The sequence below is a fragment of the Lentzea cavernae genome (genome assembly GCF_014653695.1).
In the GTDB taxonomy this organism is placed as follows: Bacteria; Actinomycetota; Actinomycetes; order Mycobacteriales; family Pseudonocardiaceae; genus Lentzea; species Lentzea cavernae.
This window is the reverse complement of record NZ_BNAR01000001.1, coordinates 722,798-738,337: the sequence shown is the minus strand read 5'-3', so window position 1 is coordinate 738,337 and position 15,540 is coordinate 722,798. Positions and strand designations below refer to the sequence as shown.

The following is a 15,540-nucleotide window of genomic DNA, read 5'->3' as shown; positions in this document are numbered from 1 at the left end:
GCCGCGATCTTCCTCCAGGTGGGCGGAAACGGCCACGAGACACGGCCGTCTCGGTACCCTCTTGATCACCGGTCATCCGGACGAGGGGGCGGTTGTGGCGAGCCAGTTCGGCTTACTGCTGCGTCAATGGCGGCAGCGGGCCGGCTTGAGCCAGGAAGCGCTGGCTCACCGCGCTGCCGTGGGCACCCGCACAGTGCGTGGGCTGGAGACAGGCGAACGGACCGATCCGCGCATGGGCACCGTGCGCGCGTTGGCCGACGCCCTGGAACTCACCGGTGCCGAGCGCGTCGAGTTGTTCTCCGCCGCCGGTCGCGACGAACCGCCGGTCCTGGAACCGGCGCGGTTCGACCCGCTGCTCGAGACCGTGGAGACCCTGAAGGTCGCGATCGAGGCACGGTGGCGGCGCGAGGAGGAACAGCGGCAGGTCCACGACCCGGTGCCGCTGCCCGTGCGGTGGGAGGCGGCGCCCGCGGCGTTGACGGACAGCCGGACCAACATCGGCGGCGAGGCCGCGCTCGACGGCCGGCTCGACCAGGTCGTCGAGGTGTACCGCAGGGTCGGGTCGCGGCGGCTGGTCGTGCTGGGGCGCGCCGGGTCGGGCAAGACGGTGCTGACCACTCGGTTCGTGCTGGACCTGCTCGGCGCGCACAACCCGGCCGACCCCGTGCCGGTGATCTTCGGCCTCGGCGCGTGGCATCCCGGACGGGCCGGGCTGCGCGACTGGCTCGCCGAGCAGCTCACGCACGACCACCCGTTCCTCGCGGCTCCAGGCCCCGGCGGCGGCACGCTGGCGGCGGCGCTGGTCGACTCGCAGCGGGTGTTGCCCGTGCTGGACGGCTTCGACGAGATCGCCGCGGGACTGCACCGGGCAGCGCTCAACGCGTTGAACACCACCACTCTGCCGTTGCTGCTCACGAGCCGTGTGGACGAGTACCGCGACGCGGTCGAGGGCACGGATGTGCTGACGTCCGCAGCCGCCGTGGTGCTCGCGGACCTGACGTGCGACGACCTGGCGGACTACCTGCCGCGCACCACGCGCAAGACCGGACCGGCCGGCAACGTCTGGAAGCCCGTGCTGGACGAGGTGCGGTGCGGCGGCCCGCTCGCCCAGGTGCTGACGACGCCGTTGATGGTGGCGCTCGCCCGGCGGATCTACAGCGACACCCCCGACCACGACCCGGCGGCGTTGCTGGGCCTGCACGAGCCCGACGAGATCGAACGACACCTGCTCAGCAGCTTCATACCGGCTGTATACGGGTCGGACACCGACCGTGTGCGACCGTGGCTCGGCCATCTCGCCGACCACGTGACCAGGCTCGGGATGCACGACGTGGCGTGGTGGCGCTTCGGCACGTCGTCGACGGTGACCGGGCTCGCCGTGGGGGTCGTGGTCGGGTTCGCCGACCTCGTCCTGGAGGCCGTGCTCATCGGCGGGCTGATCACCAGGGGCGTGCTGTTCGCCGTGATGATCGGGCTCGTCACCGGTCTGCTCTTCGGGCTCGCACACCGGTTCGCGGTGCGCAGGACACCGCTCGAACCCGTGCGGACCCGGCTGCGGCTGCGCGGCAGGGCCGATCGGCGGGTGTGGTCGCGGGGCCTGCTCGGGGTGGCGTTCGGCGGAGCGGTCGGAGCCGCCTACGGGCTGGTGCGCGCGCTGGCGTACTGGCTGGCGACACCCGGCGTCGTGATGACAGCGGGCGTGCTGGTCGACGTGGTCGTGTTCGGCCTGGTGTTCGGCCTCGGCGCCGGCCTGGTCTTCGCCGTGGTCGCCGCACTGGAGGCACCGCTGGACGTGCGCTCGGCGGGCAGCCCCGACGGGCTGCGGGAGGCGAACCGGCGCGCCGTGCTCGGCCTCGTCGGGATGATGGTGCCGGTGTTCGCGGTGTTCGTCATCGGCGCCACCGGAATCGTCGCCAGCGGCCTGACCGCGCTGCGCTTCGAGGTGCTGTGGAGCCCGACGACGGCCTTCGCGCTCGGCCTGGTCGGCGGCATCGGCGGCGGACTCGCCTACGTGCTGAGCCTGACCGCCTGGGGCCAGTGGGTGGTGTTCGCCCGCGTCTGGCTGCCCCTGACCGGCAAGCTGCCGTGGCGCCTGCCGGCGTTCCTCGACGACGCCTACCGCCGCGGCGTGCTGCGCCGGGCCGGCGCCGTCTACCAGTTCCGGCACGCCCGCCTGCAGGAGCACCTCGCCCGTTCGCGCTGATCAGGACCACCGGCCACACGTGGCCGGTCGCCTGGCCTGTTCCCCCGCCCCACCCCGCTGTGATCGTTCGCCGGGGACGAGGGAGGGAGTTCCAGTGATGCAGGACATCAACTGGGAGGCGTACAGCCACGAGGAACTGCACCGCATGCTGTGGCAGGACGCCGATGTCGCGGACGTGAGCACCGTCGCCGACGAGTGGACACGCCACCGCGCCGCGCTGGACGCGCACGCCGCGGTGCTCAGGGAGCAACGGGCCGCGCTGCTCGACGGGTGGTCCGGCGCCGCGGCGGAGGAGGCCGCGGCGCGGCTGGGGGCGTTGGCGGAGCGGGTGGAGAGGCTCAGCGGGTTCGCGGCGGCGGGGCAGAAAGCGGCGCAGGACTCGGCGGACGCGCTGGCTTCGGCTCGGGCGGCGATGCCGCCGCCACCGGGGCTGGGGGCGGGGGTGCCGGGGCTGGCTGGGGTGCCGGGGTTCGAGGGGGTGCCGGTCGGGCCGGTGGTGCCGGGGTTCGCGGGGATCCCGGCGGAGCCGGTGGTGCGGGAACTCGCCGGGGTGCCTGAGCTCGCGGGCGTGCCGGTAGGGCCGGTGGTGCGGGAACCCGCCGGGGTGCCGACGGGGATGGTGGTGCCCGAGTTCGCGGGTGTGCCCGAGGTACTAGCGGGGTCAGTGGTGCCAGGACTCGCGGAAATGCCGGTGGGGTCAGGGTTCGCGGAGATGCCAGGGGCGCCGGTGAGGTCGGTTCCTGCCGTGTCCCCGAGTGCACCGGCGCCGTTCGTGCTGCCGGATGCTCCGGAGAGGTCGGCCTCGTCCACCACGCCTGCGTCGGTCGAGATGCCGGGTGCTCCGGCGTCGTTCACGCTGCCCGGCGCGCCGGCACCATCGGTGCTGTCGAGTGCGCCCGCGCCGTTCGCGCTGCCCGGCGCTCCAGCGTCGTTCGCGCTGCCCAACGCGCCCTTCGCGCTGCCGAGCGCCCCAGCCCCGTTCACCCTGCCGACCGCACCCGCCATGCCCGCGGGCGCGACCTCCGGCTTCTTCTTCTACTTCGGTGCCGCCTCCGCCGACGACCAGAAGGCCCAGGCGGTGCGGGCGATGCAGACCTACGAGTCCAGCCTCAACGGCAGCGGCCGCCTCGTCGACGACGCCCGCGGCGGCGTCCCGCAGGCCGCGAACACACCGGGCGCCGCGCCCGTGTCGCAGGTCAGGACGCCCAGTTCGGGCGGAGTGCCCTGGCGGCAGCTCGTGGGTGGATCCGCACGTGGTCCGGTGACCGCGACCACCCCGGTCAGCCAGCAGGTCACGCCGGGCATGCGTGCCGGCGTGGTGTTCGGCCAGACCGGCGGGATCGCCGTGACCGGCACCCTCACCGCCGAGGCCCGGCCGTCCGCCCAGAACAACGCCATGGGCGCACCTCCGGCGGCAGGGGCGCGCAAGGACGAGGAGCAGCAGCACGAGAACCAGATGCCGACGCTCGACCACGGTCTGTTCGCGGTGGACGAGCGGGTGTCTCCGGCGGTCATCGGGGAGGAAGTGTGAACGGCTACGAGGTCGCGCCGGACCTGGTGCAGGACAGGGTGCGGACCCTCGCGCGGCTGGCCGACCTGACCGGGGAGCTGGTGGCGGCGGCGGGGAGGTTGGCCGGGCGGCAGCCGTTGCTCGGCACGGCGCCGCCCGCCCGAGACCTGTCGCAAAGGCTCCAGGAAGCCGGGGCGGGGTTCGCGGGCGAGGTGGGGGCCGCTGAGCGCGAGGTTCGGGAGTTCCGGCGGGTGCTGGCGGAGATCAGGTCCACGTACGCCGAGACCGATGCCGAGCAGGCGCGCAGGGTGGTCCGGTGATCGCCTTCGACCTGGTCGAGATGGACCTGCTCGCCACGCACGCCGGGGTGCGGTGGCCGTTTCCGTTGAGGGTGCCGTCGTTCGGGACTACAGCGGACGAACGCGCGAGCCTGCTCGCCGAGGCGGGGCACGGGCTCGAGGCGCGGGGGCTGGCGGCGTCCCACGGGCCGGTCGGCATGGCCGCCGAGCTGGTCGGCGCGCTGCACGAGCACACGGCCGTGGTCGACCTCGTCGTGCCGGGCGCGGGTGCGGTCGCGATGGTCCGGGGCGGTGACGCGCTGGTGTGCACGCAGTCCGGGAGCACGGTCCGGGTGGCGCACGTCGGGGCGGAGGCCCTGGGTGACGAGCTCGTGGCGCTGGTCCCGGAGGTCAGGGCCGCGCAGCTCATGCCGATCACGTTGCCGCCCGGCGCCGGGCTCGACCTGGAGGTCACCGGGCAGGGGCAGGCGGGCGTGGTCAGGGGCGGGCAGCGGCAGGAAGTGTCCTGGTTGGACAGTGCGGGCGGACGGGTCAGGGTCGACGTCGGAGCGGACGGCTGGGTGAGCGTCAACCCGATGCGGCACCACGACCTGGTCCGCGTGATCGGTGAGCTCGCCGCCGTCGCGCGAGCCTAGAGGAGGGGGACGAAGTGGATCCAGCACAGTGGCTGGCGGACTACCAGGAACGCCTTGAACGGGTCGCGTACAGCGCGCGGTCGGCGAGTGCGAGCCTGGCGGAGGTGGGCGCCACGGCGACCTCGCCGCGCGGTGAGGTCACCGTGACGGTGAACGCGGGCGGTGTGCTCGGCGATGTCGCGCTGACACCGGCGGCGCGCAAGCTCGACGTCGACGCGCTCGCGGTGCTGATCGTCGGCACCGCGCGGGAGGCGCAACGGCTGGCGAGCGCGCGGATGACCGAGGTGATGGCGGACTACCTGGGCGAGAGCGACGCCCTGCACCAGATCACGCGGCACCTGCCGGAGGCCGTGCGATGAGCCTGACCGCGGACCACGAGCAGTTGCGCCGGCACGCCGCGACGGTGAGCGGGTACGCCGACCGCCTGTCGGAGACCGGCACGCGGATGCCCGACCGGCTCGGGCAGGAGTCGCTCGGCTCGTTCGCCCAGTTCCTCACCACCGGACTGAGCGGCCCGATGGGGGAGACGACGGGCGCGTTCGCCCGCATGGCGTCCACATTGGACAAAGTGGGCGAGGGCGTGCGCAGGACCGCCGAGAACTACCAGCGCACCGACGAGCGCAACGCCGGTGACATCACGGGAGCAGGCCGATGACCGCCGCGTTGCTCGCCGAACTCCGCGTCACGACGAACGCCATCACGAACGGCGAGTGGCTGTCGCCGGACCTGGCGCGAACGCCGAAGGCGCCGATGAGCGAACTCAGCTCGAACGGGAAACCGTTGCAGGCACTGGACAGCGCGGGCGTCGGCTTCCTCACGCCGATGATCTCGTTCCTGGACGAGCCGCTGAACCAGCTCAGGGGCGACCCGGACGGCGTCCAGCAGGGCGCCGGGGAGTTCCAGAACGCGAGCAAGGCCGCGACCGCGCTGGCCGGCGAGTACGGCGAGAAAGCAGGCAGTGAGACCGACAGCTGGACCGGGGACAGCGCGGCCGAGTACGCCAAGACCGGCAAGGAACTCGTCGACGGCGTGCTGTCCGTCGCCGAGACGGCGCTGACCAACGCCACCGCGCTGATCAAGGCCGGTGAGGTGGTAGCGCAGGTCGTCGCCGAGGTGACGCGTCTGATCACCGAGGCGGTCGGCAGGATCGTGCCGATCATGACCCAGGCGATCGCGGCGGCGGCCGCGACGTTCGGGCAGAGCATCGCCGTGGCGATCCCGCAGTGCGTGCAGATCGCCGTCGAGTGCGGTGGTCAGATCGCCGCCGAGCTCGGTGAGCTGCTGGCCAGCGGCGAGAACCTGATCACACTGGTCGAGGGCGCGCAGGCCGTGCTGAAGATCGTGGAGCAGGCCATGTCGGTGATCGGGGACAAGGCGGAGGGAGGCTCTGCCGAGCTCCCCTCCGCACAGGCCGTGGCGAGTTAGCCGGTCAGGACCGCCCTGGCCAGCGAGGCGGTCTCGGACGGCGTCTTGCCGACCCTGATCCCGACCGCCTCCATGGCCAGCTTCTTGGCCTCCGCCGTGCCCGAGGACCCCGAGACGATGGCGCCCGCGTGGCCCATCGTTCTGCCCTCGGGCGCGGTGAAGCCGGCGACGTACCCGACCACGGGCTTGGTCACGTTGTCCCGCACGAACTCCGCCGCCCGTTCCTCCGCGTCACCGCCGATCTCGCCGATCATCACGATCAGCTCGGTCTCGGGGTCCGCCTCGAACGCCTCGATGGCGTCGATGTGCGTGGTGCCGACGATCGGGTCGCCGCCGATGCCGACGCACGTGGTGAAGCCGAAGTCCTTCAGCTCGTGCATCAGCTGGTACGTCAGCGTTCCCGACTTCGAAACCAGACCGATCGAGCCGGGTTTGGTGATGTCCGCGGGAATGATGCCCGCGTTGGACTTGCCGGGGCTGATGATGCCGGGGCAGTTCGGTCCGATGATCCGGGTGGAACGGCCCTGCGCGTGTGCCCAGAACCGTGCCGTGTCGTGGACCGGGACGCCTTCCGTGATCACCACGGCCAGGCCGATCTCCGCGTCGATCGCCTCGATCACCGCGTCGCCGGTGAACGCGGGCGGGACGAAGAGCACCGACACGTTCGCGCCGGTCGCGTCCATCGCCTCGGCGACCGTGCCGAACACCGGCAGCGTCACGTCGTCGAAGTCCACGGACGTCCCGGCCTTGCGGGCGTTCACGCCGCCCACGACCTGCGTGCCGGCCGCGAGCATCCGGCGGGTGTGCTTGGCACCCTCAGACCCGGTCATGCCCTGCACGATCACAAGGCTGTTCTCGTCGAGGAAGATCGCCATCAGGACTCCTTGCCGGCGAGGGCGGCGGCACGGCCCGCCGCGTCGTCCATCGTGTGCGCCACGGTGATCAGCGGGTGTCGTGCCTCGTCGAGGATCCGGTGGCCCGCGGCGGCGTTGTTGCCGTCGAGGCGGACGACCAGCGGCTTGTCGGCGCGGTCGCCCAGAATCCCCAGGGCCTGCACGATTCCGTTGGCCACCGCGTCGCACGCGGTGATGCCGCCGAACACGTTCACGAACACGCTGCGGACCGACGGGTCCGAGAGGATGACGTCGAGGCCGTCGGCCATCACCTGGGCCGAGGCGCCGCCGCCGATGTCGAGGAAGTTCGCGGGCGCGGCACCGGCCAGCGCCACGACGTCCAATGTGGACATGACGAGTCCCGCGCCGTTGCCGATGACACCGACGGTGCCGTCGAGCTTGACGTAGTTGAGACCCTTCTCCGCCGCCCGCACCTCCAGCGGGTCGCCCTCCGCCGCGTTCGAAGGACGAGAGTGCCGGAACGAGGCGTTGTCGTCCAGCGTCACCTTGCCGTCCAGCGCGATGATCCTGCCGTCCTTCGTGCGCGCCAACGGGTTCACCTCGACCAGGGTCGCGTCCTCGGAGACGAAGACCTTCCACAGGGCGGAAGCGACCTCGTTGATCTCCGCGGCGATCTCCGGCCCGAACACCGCGGCTGCGTCGAAGGCCGAAGCGGGCATCCGGGTGATGGAGTCCGCCATCTCCTCGATCTCCATGCCACCGGTGGCCGACGCCATGCCGATGAACGTTCTGCCGGCGCGATCGAGCAGGAACGACAGGTAGTACTCCTCGGCGATCTCGCTCGCCTCGGTGACCAGGACCTGGTGCACGGTGTGGCCCTTGATGTCCATGCCCAGGATCGCCGTGGCAGCGGCAAAAGCTTCGTCGGGCGACGAAGCGAGCTTGATGCCGCCGGCCTTGCCCCGCCCGCCGGTCTTGACCTGAGCCTTCACGACGACAGTGCCGCCGAGCTTGGAGGCGGCCTCGCGCGCGGACTCAGGAGTGCCCGCCACGAAACCACGCGGAACGGGCACCCCGTACCGCTCGAAGAGGTCCCGCGCCTCGTGTTCGAAAAGATCCACCGTCTACGTCCTCTCGCCGAAAACTTGCGGCCATCTATGGACATCCGGTTGGTAGCGGAGTAACGATATGCCTACCTCATACGGTATGCAATCTACAGTCGAAGCGCCAAAGGGGAGCTGATCGCCGATGACGAGTTCCGCGGAGCCGGAGTCGATTTCTGGAGGCCACCTGGTGGCCAAGGCGCTCAAAGCCGAGGGCGTCGACACCATCTTCACGCTGTGCGGCGGGCACATCATCGACATCTACGACGGCTGCGTGGACGAGGGCATCGCCGTCATCGACGTCCGGCACGAACAGGTCGCGGCGCACGCGGCCGACGGTTACGCGCGGATCACCGGCAAGCCGGGGTGCGCCGTCGTGACCGCGGGGCCGGGTACCACCGACGCCGTCACCGGTGTCGCGAACGCGTTCCGCGCGGAGAGCCCGATGCTGCTGATCGGCGGCCAGGGTGCGTTGAGCCAGCACAAGATGGGCTCGCTGCAGGACCTCCCGCACGTCGACATGATGACGCCGATCACCAAGTTCGCGGCGAACGTCCCGCACACCGCCCGCATCGCGGACATGGTGTCGATGGCGTTCCGCGAGGCCAACGCCGGCGCGCCCGGCCCGTCGTTCCTCGAGATCCCGCGGGACGTCCTGGATGCCAAGGTGCCGGTGAGCACCGCACGAGTACCGGAGGCGGGCCACTACCGCGCGTCCACGCGTGCTCTCGGTGACCCGGCGGACATCGAGAAGCTCGCGGACCTGCTCGTCAACGCCCGCAAGCCCGCGATCCTGCTGGGCAGCCAGGTGTGGACGACGCGGGCAACGGACTCCGCGATCGACCTCGTCCGCACCCTCAACGTCCCCGCCTACATGAACGGCGCCGGCCGCGGCACCCTGCCTCCCGGCGACGCGCACCACTTCCAGCTCTCGCGCCGCTACGCCTTCGACAACGCCGACGTCATCGTGATCGTCGGAACCCCGTTCGACTTCCGGATGGGTTACGGCCGAAGGCTTTCCGCGAACGCGACGGTCGTCCAGATCGACCTCGACTACCGCACCGTCGGCAAGAACCGCGACGTCGACCTCGGCATCGTCGGGGACGCCGACCTGGTCCTGTCCGCCGTCACGCAGGCCGCGTCGGGCCGCGAGGACAACGGCGCCATGGGCCGCAAGGTGTGGCTGGAGGAACTGCAGGCCGTCGAGGAGAAGGCCCGGCTCAAGCGCCTGGAGCACCTGCGCTCCGAGGACGTGCCCATCCACCCGTACCGGCTGGTGAGCGAGATCAACGACTTCCTCACCGAGGACTCGATCTACATCGGCGACGGCGGCGACGTGGTCACGTTCTCCGGCCAGGTCGTGCAGCCGAAGTCGCCGGGACACTGGATGGACCCCGGTCCACTCGGGACGCTCGGGGTCGGCATCCCGTTCGTGCTGGCCGCGAAACTGGCCAGGCCGGACAAGGAGGTCGTGGCCCTGTTCGGCGACGGCGCGTTCAGCCTCACCGGCTGGGACTTCGAGACGCTGGTGCGCTACGACCTGCCCTTCGTCGGCATCGTCGGCAACAACTCGTCGATGAACCAGATCCGCTACGGCCAGGCCGCCAAGTACGGGCTGGAGCGCGAGCGCGTCGGCAACACGCTCGGCGACGTCAAGTACGACCAGTTCGCCAAGATGCTCGGCGGCTACGGCGAGGAGGTGCGCGACCCCAAGGACATCGCGCCCGCTCTCCAGCGCGCCCGCGAGTCGGGCAAGCCCTCGCTGATCAACGTGTGGATCGACCCCGACGTGTACGCGCCCGGAACCATGAACCAGACGATGTACAAGTAGGTGAGATGACATGGCCAAGGCACTGGAGGGCGTCAAAGTCCTCGACATGACGCACGTGCAGTCCGGACCGTCGTCGACCCAGCTGCTCGCCTGGCTGGGCGCGGACGTCATCAAGCTGGAGACCCCCGGCAAGGGCGACATCACCCGCGGCCAGCTCCGCGATCTGCCCGAAGTGGACAGTCTCTACTTCACGATGCTCAACTGCAACAAGCGGAGCATCACCCTCAACATGAAGTCCGCCGAGGGCAAAGAGGTCTTCGAGAAGCTCGTCGGTGACGTCGACGTCCTCGTCGAGAACTTCGGCCCCGGTGTCGTCGAGCGGTTCGGCTACCCGTGGGAGAAGCTGCAGGAGCTCAACGACAGGCTCGTCTACGCGTCGATCAAGGGCTTCGGGCCCGGCCGCTACGCCGACTTCAAGGCGTACGAGGTGATCGCGCAGGCCATGGGCGGCTCGATGAGCACCACCGGGTTCGAGGAGGGTCCGCCGCTCGCCACCGGCGCGCAGATCGGCGACTCGGGCACCGGAATCCACCTGGTGGCCGCGATCCTGGCCGCGCTGTACCAACGGACCAACACCGGGCGCGGGCAGCGCGTCCAGGTCGCGATGCAGGACGCCGTCCTGAACCTGTGCCGGGTGAAGCTGCGCGATCAGCAACGCCTCACCCACGGGCCGCTGGGGGAGTACCCGAACGAGCAGTTCGGAGACGAGGTGCCCCGCTCCGGCAACGCATCCGGTGGTGGCCAGCCCGGCTGGGCGGTGCGCTGTGCCCCCGGCGGCCCCAACGACTACATCTACGTGATCATCCAGCCCGTCGGCTGGGCCCCGCTGACCGAGCTGATCGGCAGGCCGGAGCTCGCCGAGGACCCGGCCTGGGCCACGCCCGAGGTCAGGCTCTCCAAGCTGGACAAGGCGTTCGCGCTGATCGAGGAGTGGACGGAGAAGCACACCAAGTGGGAGGTGATGGACAAGCTCAACGCCCACAACATCCCGTGCGGACCCATCCTCTCCACCAAGGAGATCATCGAGGACGAGACGCTGGCCGAACTCGGCACCGTCGTCGAGGTCGACCACCCCGAGCGCGGCACGTTCAAGACGGTCGGCAACCCCCTCAAGCTCTCCGACAGCGCCGTCGAGATCCAGCGCCCGCCGCTGCTCGGTGAGCACAACGACGAGGTCCTCGGAGCTCTCGGCTACAGCGCGGACCGCCTCGCGGGGCTGCGCGCCGCCGGCGTCATCTAATCCTTTAGGGAGAAGAAACCCATGCCGGACAACGGCTACGACCGCGCCGCGGTCGAGAACGTACTCGCGAAGGTGCGGGCGGAGGGACGATCCTCCCTCACCGCACCGGAGGGCAAGCGGGTCTGCGACGCCTACGGGATCGCGACCCCGGCCGAGGCGCTGGCGAAGTCGTCGGAGGGCGCCGTCGCGTTCGCCGAGGAGATCGGCTACCCGGTCGTGCTCAAGATCGTCTCACCGGACATCCTGCACAAGACCGAGGCCGGCGGCGTGCTCGTGGGCCTCAAGTCGGCGAGTGAGGTCGCCGAGGGCTACCGCACGATCATCCACAACGCCAGGAACTACAAGGCGGACGCGGACGTGACCGGCGTCCAGGTCCAGCAGCAGCTGCCGACCGGGAAAGAGGTCCACGAGGTCATCGTGGGCGCCACCACCGACGAGACGTTCGGCAAGATCGTCGCGTTCGGGCTCGGCGGCATCCTGGTGGAAGTGCTCAAGGACGTCACCTTCCGGCTGGCACCCACCAGCGCGTCCGAAGCCCTGTCGATGGTGAACGGCATCGCGGCCGCCGAGATCCTGAAAGGCGTCCGCGGCGCGCAGGGCGTTGACGCGGGCAAGCTCGCCGACCTGATCCACCGCGTGTCTGATCTGGTCACGGACTTTCCGCAGCTCGCAGAGGTCGACCTCAACCCCGTGCTGGCGACACCACAGGGGGCCACCGCGGTCGACGTCCGCATCCTGGTGGACGAGAACGCCGCCAAGGAACCGCACCGGTTCACGCAGGACGAGATCCTCGCCTCGATGAACCGGATCATGAAGCCGTCCGCCGTGGCCGTGATCGGCGCCTCGAACGAAGAGGGCAAGATCGGCAACTCGGTGATGAAGAACCTCGTCAACGGCGGCTACCAGGGTGAGATCTACCCGATCAACCCCAAGGCGGACGAGATCCTCGACCGCAAGGCGTTCGCGAGCATCGTCGACGTACCGGGAGACATCGACGTCGCCGTGTTCGCCATCCCGGCGAAGTTCGTGCCGGCCGCTCTCGAGGAGGTCGGCAAGAAGGGCGTCGGCGGCGCGATCATGATCCCGTCCGGCTTCGGCGAGACGGGCAACATCGAGCTGCAGAACGAGATCGTGGCGATCGCGCGCAAGCACGGAGTCCGCATCCTCGGCCCGAACATCTACGGCTACTACTACACGCCGGAGAACCTCTCGGCGACGTTCTGCACGCCGTACGACGTCAAGGGCGGAGTGGCCCTCACGTCGCAAAGTGGCGGAATCGGCATGGCGATCCTCGGATTCAGCCGTTCTGCGGGCATGGGCGTCTCGTCCATCGTGGGTGTGGGCAACAAGGCCGACATCGACGAGGACGACCTGCTGACGTTCTTCGAGTCCGACCCGAACACCCAGCTCGTCGCGATGCACCTGGAGGACCTCAAGGACGGCCGGTCCTTCGCCGAAACCGCCAAACGGGTGTCGGAGAAGAAACCGGTCGTGGTCCTCAAGGCGGGACGGACGGACCAGGGCGCCAAGGCCGCGAGCTCGCACACCGGTGCGCTCGCGGGCAACGACCGGGTCTACGACGACATCCTCAAGCAGAGCGGCGTGATCCGCGCACCCGGCCTGAACGACCTGCTGGAGTACGCGCGCGGAATCCCGTTGCTGGCCACGCCGAAGGGCGAGAACGTCGTCATCATCACCGGCGCCGGCGGTTCGGGAGTGCTGCTCTCGGACGCCTGTGTGGACAACGGGTTGTCGCTCATGAGCATCCCGGACGACCTGGACGCGGCGTTCCGGAAGTTCATCCCGCCCTTCGGCGCGGCGGGCAACCCGGTCGACATCACCGGCGGGGAACCGCCTTCGACGTACCGGAACACCATCGCGCTCGGTCTCGCCGACGAGCGCATCCACTCGCTGATCCTGGGCTACTGGCACACCATCGTCACGCCACCGATGGTGTTCGCGAAGCTCGTGGTCGACGTCGTGGAGGAGTACCGGGCGAACGGGATCCACAAACCTGTCGTCGCTTCCCTTGCAGGTGACGTCCAGGTCGAGGAGGCCAGCGAGTACCTGTACCGCAACGGAGTGGTTGCGTATCCGTACACGACGGAGAAGCCTGTCGCAGTACTGGGCGCGAAGTACCGGTGGGCCCGTGCTGCCGGCTTGCTGTAACTGAGTCGTGAGTGGTCGTTGGCCTTGGAAGAGGCCAACGACCTTTCCGGCATGAGGTGGGGTGATCACAAGCTTCACCACGGCTTTCGCCACTCAGCGGGACGCCTCGCGGCACCGGCCCCCGCCCCCACGTGCCCGACATGACGGGCGGGGGCCGGCACCGCGATGCACCCGTCTGAGCGGTGAAGGACGTGACGAAGGTTGGTGATCACCCCACCAGGAGAGATGGCCCGTCCGCGACCGTGAACACGCCCACGGTCGCGAACCCGCCAGGGAGGTCAACGAAGACAGCCGGTCCTCTGGAGGTTGTTAACCGTGGATGATCCAAATCTGGCCGCTCGCACGGAAACCAGCTCGCCCCCCGACGGTGCCAAGGCATCGGGCGAGGAGCGTGTCTGGCCCGCGGGCAAGCTGGAAGCGATGCCCATCAGGAAACTCCCCGACGCACCACCGTCGATCCACCTGCTCGGTCCCACGGTGTTCCTGGTGGCTCTTGGCGTGGGCATGGGCGAGTCCTACATGTGGCCCCGCCTGGTGCTGGTCTTCGGACCGGACATCAGGTGGCTCTTCCTGATCGGCGTGACGCTGCAGGCCGTCGTCATGCTCGAGATGGCGCGGTACGCGATGGCGACGGGGGAGAGCATCTTCTTCGGCGCCGCACGCGTGTTCAAACCGATCATGTGGTTCTTCTTCGTGGTGGCCATGCTCGTCTACATCTGGCCAGGCCACCTCTCAGCCGGAGCGGCGGCTCTGGAAAAGATCACCGGCATACCCTGGACGGTGTCGGCCTGCGTGGGCCTGATCCTGGTCGGGGTGCTGTTCAGCCTCGCCAAGGTCATCTACAACCTGCTCGAGAACCTGCTGTCCATCCTCATCGGACTACTCGTCGTCAGCACCGCGGTGGTGGCGGCGATGGTCGGCACGTGGGGAGACCTGACCAGCACGGTGTCCGGCATGTTCCAGTTCGGGTACTTCCCGGCGCAGGCCATGTCACCGGAGTGGTTCCCGATCATCGTCGGCTCGATCGCGTTCGCCGGCCCGTCCGGCATGCAGCAGATGTGGTACACGCTGCACCTGCGCGACAGCGGTGCCGGCATGGGCGCGCACATCCCGAAGGTCCGCGGGCTGCGGCACGCGGGCGAAGAGGAGAAGATGCCCAGCCGGGGCTTCATGTTCGACACCGACGACAAGGCGGAGCTCGCGAAGTGGAAGGGCTGGCGGCGCTGGGTCACGTTCGACGCCCTGCTGCTCTTCTGGGGCATCACCATGCTCGTCACGGTTTCTTTCACGGTCCTCGCGCAGTCGGCCTCGCGGACGTCGCCGGACGTCAAGGCGCTCATCGAGTCCGGTGAACGCGAGGCGGCGCTCAACGCCATGTCGGACGCCTTCGCGTCGGCGGGCGGTCCGGTGCTCGGCGGGGTGTTCCTCGGGTTCATCGCGCTGATCGGCCTGAACGCCACGCTGGGCCTGTTCGACTCGTTCTCCCGCGGCCAGGCGGACATGACGTACCACTTCGTCAAGGGCGCCAAGAAGTTCCGCATGTCGCACCTCTACGCGGGGTTCCTCTGGGGTGTCATCACCTTCGGCATCCTGATCCTGCTGTTCGGACCGGCTGACGGACCGGGCGCGATCCTCGACGTGCTCGCTTTCCTGTCGACGTTCGCCATGGGCGCCTACTGCGTGGTGCTCCTGCTGGTGAACAACCGGATGCTGCCCAAACCCATCCGCCCCAAGCTGGTCACGAACATCATCATCGGCTTCGGAGCGGTGTTCTACCTGGGCATGCTGTTCTTCAGCCTCATCAAGTTCGGAGTGGTGGTGGGCTGAGATGCAGATCCGCGAAGGCTTTCTCAGAGAAGCGGTGCCCGGTGCGTTCGTCGGGCTCGCGGCGGGGCTCATCGCGGGAGGGCTGGCCGCGCTCGTCGGCCAGCCGCTCGGGTGGGCGCTGGTCACCACCGTGGCGCTCGGCCTGCCGCTGGGCGCGTTCGGCGGCGGCTTCAGCCTGCTGGTGGCGGCGGGCCGGCTCCCGGCCGGGCGGTTCGCTCCCGTCGCCCTCTACTGGCTCGTGGCGTTCCCACTGGCCAGGCTGATCCACGAGACCACTGTGAGCGTCGTGCTCACCGGTCAGGTTCGGCTGCCCGCCGACCTGGCGGGTTTCCTCGCCTACCAAGGGATCGTGAGCCTCGGCTGGGCCATCGGTTTCCTGTGGCTGCACGAGCGCATCGCGATGCGCCTGCGCGCCACCGCCTCCCGCTGACCTTCCGCCGAAGG

The 15,540-nt window shown here is 69.8% G+C and carries 14 protein-coding genes; 12 read left to right on the top strand and 2 right to left on the bottom strand.

Annotated features, from left to right (window positions below; translation table 11 throughout):
- Positions 1-94 precede the first annotated feature (94 nt).
- The 7 genes from IE307_RS03265 (at position 95) to IE307_RS03235 (ending at position 6,072) form a co-directional block, all read left to right on the top strand.
- Complete coding sequence (locus IE307_RS03265) at positions 95-2,203, top strand: helix-turn-helix domain-containing protein (protein WP_191295907.1); 2,109 nt, start codon at positions 95-97, stop codon at positions 2,201-2,203.
- A gap of 97 nt (positions 2,204-2,300) precedes the next feature.
- Positions 2,301-3,734 (top strand): hypothetical protein, encoded by a 1,434-nt coding sequence (locus IE307_RS03260; protein WP_191295906.1) that lies wholly within the window; start codon positions 2,301-2,303, stop codon positions 3,732-3,734.
- Complete coding sequence (locus IE307_RS03255; RefSeq protein WP_191295905.1) at positions 3,731-4,033, top strand: hypothetical protein; 303 nt, start codon at positions 3,731-3,733, stop codon at positions 4,031-4,033. Before IE307_RS03260 ends, IE307_RS03255 begins: the two co-directional genes overlap by 4 nt.
- The gene (locus IE307_RS03250; RefSeq protein ID WP_308436330.1) at positions 4,030-4,647 is read left to right on the top strand and encodes an ESX secretion-associated protein EspG; all 618 of its coding nucleotides are present in this window, start codon (positions 4,030-4,032) and stop codon (positions 4,645-4,647) included. The genes IE307_RS03255 and IE307_RS03250 overlap by 4 nt, the downstream gene beginning before the upstream one ends.
- 14 nt (positions 4,648-4,661) lie before the next feature.
- Positions 4,662-5,006 carry a YbaB/EbfC family nucleoid-associated protein gene (locus IE307_RS03245; protein ID WP_191295904.1) on the top strand — a complete coding sequence of 115 codons (345 nt, stop codon included), beginning with the start codon at positions 4,662-4,664 and terminating at the stop codon, positions 5,004-5,006.
- Positions 5,003-5,302, top strand: coding sequence for a type VII secretion target (locus tag IE307_RS03240; protein WP_191295903.1), 300 nt, complete (start codon positions 5,003-5,005; stop codon positions 5,300-5,302). The genes IE307_RS03245 and IE307_RS03240 overlap by 4 nt, the downstream gene beginning before the upstream one ends.
- Positions 5,299-6,072, top strand: coding sequence for a hypothetical protein (locus IE307_RS03235; RefSeq protein WP_191295902.1), 774 nt, complete (start codon positions 5,299-5,301; stop codon positions 6,070-6,072). Before IE307_RS03240 ends, IE307_RS03235 begins: the two co-directional genes overlap by 4 nt.
- Here the strand turns inward: IE307_RS03235 and sucD are convergent.
- Both sucD and sucC read right to left on the bottom strand, forming a co-directional pair.
- Positions 6,069-6,947 (bottom strand): succinate--CoA ligase subunit alpha, encoded by an 879-nt coding sequence (gene sucD / locus IE307_RS03230; RefSeq protein WP_191295901.1) that lies wholly within the window; start codon positions 6,945-6,947, stop codon positions 6,069-6,071. The genes IE307_RS03235 and sucD overlap by 4 nt on opposite strands.
- Positions 6,947-8,047 (bottom strand): ADP-forming succinate--CoA ligase subunit beta, encoded by a 1,101-nt coding sequence (gene sucC / locus IE307_RS03225; protein ID WP_191295900.1) that lies wholly within the window; start codon positions 8,045-8,047, stop codon positions 6,947-6,949. Before sucC ends, sucD begins: the two co-directional genes overlap by 1 nt.
- Positions 8,048-8,174: 127 nt before the next feature.
- Here sucC and IE307_RS03220 point away from each other — a divergent pair, with 127 nt between their 5' ends.
- The 5 genes from IE307_RS03220 to IE307_RS03200 all read left to right on the top strand — a co-directional run bounded on the left by IE307_RS03220 (position 8,175) and on the right by IE307_RS03200 (position 15,526).
- Positions 8,175-9,860, top strand: coding sequence for a thiamine pyrophosphate-binding protein (locus IE307_RS03220; protein ID WP_191295899.1), 1,686 nt, complete (start codon positions 8,175-8,177; stop codon positions 9,858-9,860).
- Between the two features lie 10 nt (positions 9,861-9,870).
- Positions 9,871-11,100: a formyl-CoA transferase gene (frc, locus tag IE307_RS03215; protein WP_191295898.1), complete on the top strand. Its 1,230-nt coding sequence runs from the start codon at positions 9,871-9,873 to the stop codon at positions 11,098-11,100.
- A 21-nt stretch (positions 11,101-11,121) separates the two neighbouring features.
- Positions 11,122-13,269, top strand: coding sequence for an acetate--CoA ligase family protein (locus IE307_RS03210; protein WP_191295897.1), 2,148 nt, complete (start codon positions 11,122-11,124; stop codon positions 13,267-13,269).
- Between the two features lie 420 nt (positions 13,270-13,689).
- On the top strand, positions 13,690-15,096 hold the full coding sequence (locus IE307_RS03205) for an Nramp family divalent metal transporter (protein ID WP_229904339.1): 1,407 nt from the start codon (positions 13,690-13,692) through the stop codon (positions 15,094-15,096).
- Position 15,097: 1 nt separating this feature from the next.
- Positions 15,098-15,526 (top strand): hypothetical protein, encoded by a 429-nt coding sequence (locus IE307_RS03200; protein ID WP_191295896.1) that lies wholly within the window; start codon positions 15,098-15,100, stop codon positions 15,524-15,526.
- The last annotated feature ends 14 nt before the right edge of the window (positions 15,527-15,540 follow it).

Excerpts from the sequence above, each read along its gene's own strand:
- IE307_RS03260 (WP_191295906.1), top strand. The coding sequence starts at position 2,301 with ATGCAGGACATCAACTGGGAGGCGTACAGCCACGAGGAACTGCACCGC.
- IE307_RS03240 (WP_191295903.1), top strand. The coding sequence starts at position 5,003 with ATGAGCCTGACCGCGGACCACGAGCAGTTGCGCCGGCACGCCGCGACG.
- IE307_RS03235 (WP_191295902.1), top strand. The coding sequence starts at position 5,299 with ATGACCGCCGCGTTGCTCGCCGAACTCCGCGTCACGACGAACGCCATC.
- sucD (WP_191295901.1), bottom strand. The coding sequence starts at position 6,947 with ATGGCGATCTTCCTCGACGAGAACAGCCTTGTGATCGTGCAGGGCATG.
- IE307_RS03220 (WP_191295899.1), top strand. The coding sequence starts at position 8,175 with ATGACGAGTTCCGCGGAGCCGGAGTCGATTTCTGGAGGCCACCTGGTG.
- frc (WP_191295898.1), top strand. The coding sequence starts at position 9,871 with ATGGCCAAGGCACTGGAGGGCGTCAAAGTCCTCGACATGACGCACGTG.
- IE307_RS03210 (WP_191295897.1), top strand. The coding sequence starts at position 11,122 with ATGCCGGACAACGGCTACGACCGCGCCGCGGTCGAGAACGTACTCGCG.
- IE307_RS03205 (WP_229904339.1), top strand. The coding sequence starts at position 13,690 with ATGCCCATCAGGAAACTCCCCGACGCACCACCGTCGATCCACCTGCTC.
- IE307_RS03200 (WP_191295896.1), top strand. The coding sequence starts at position 15,098 with ATGCAGATCCGCGAAGGCTTTCTCAGAGAAGCGGTGCCCGGTGCGTTC.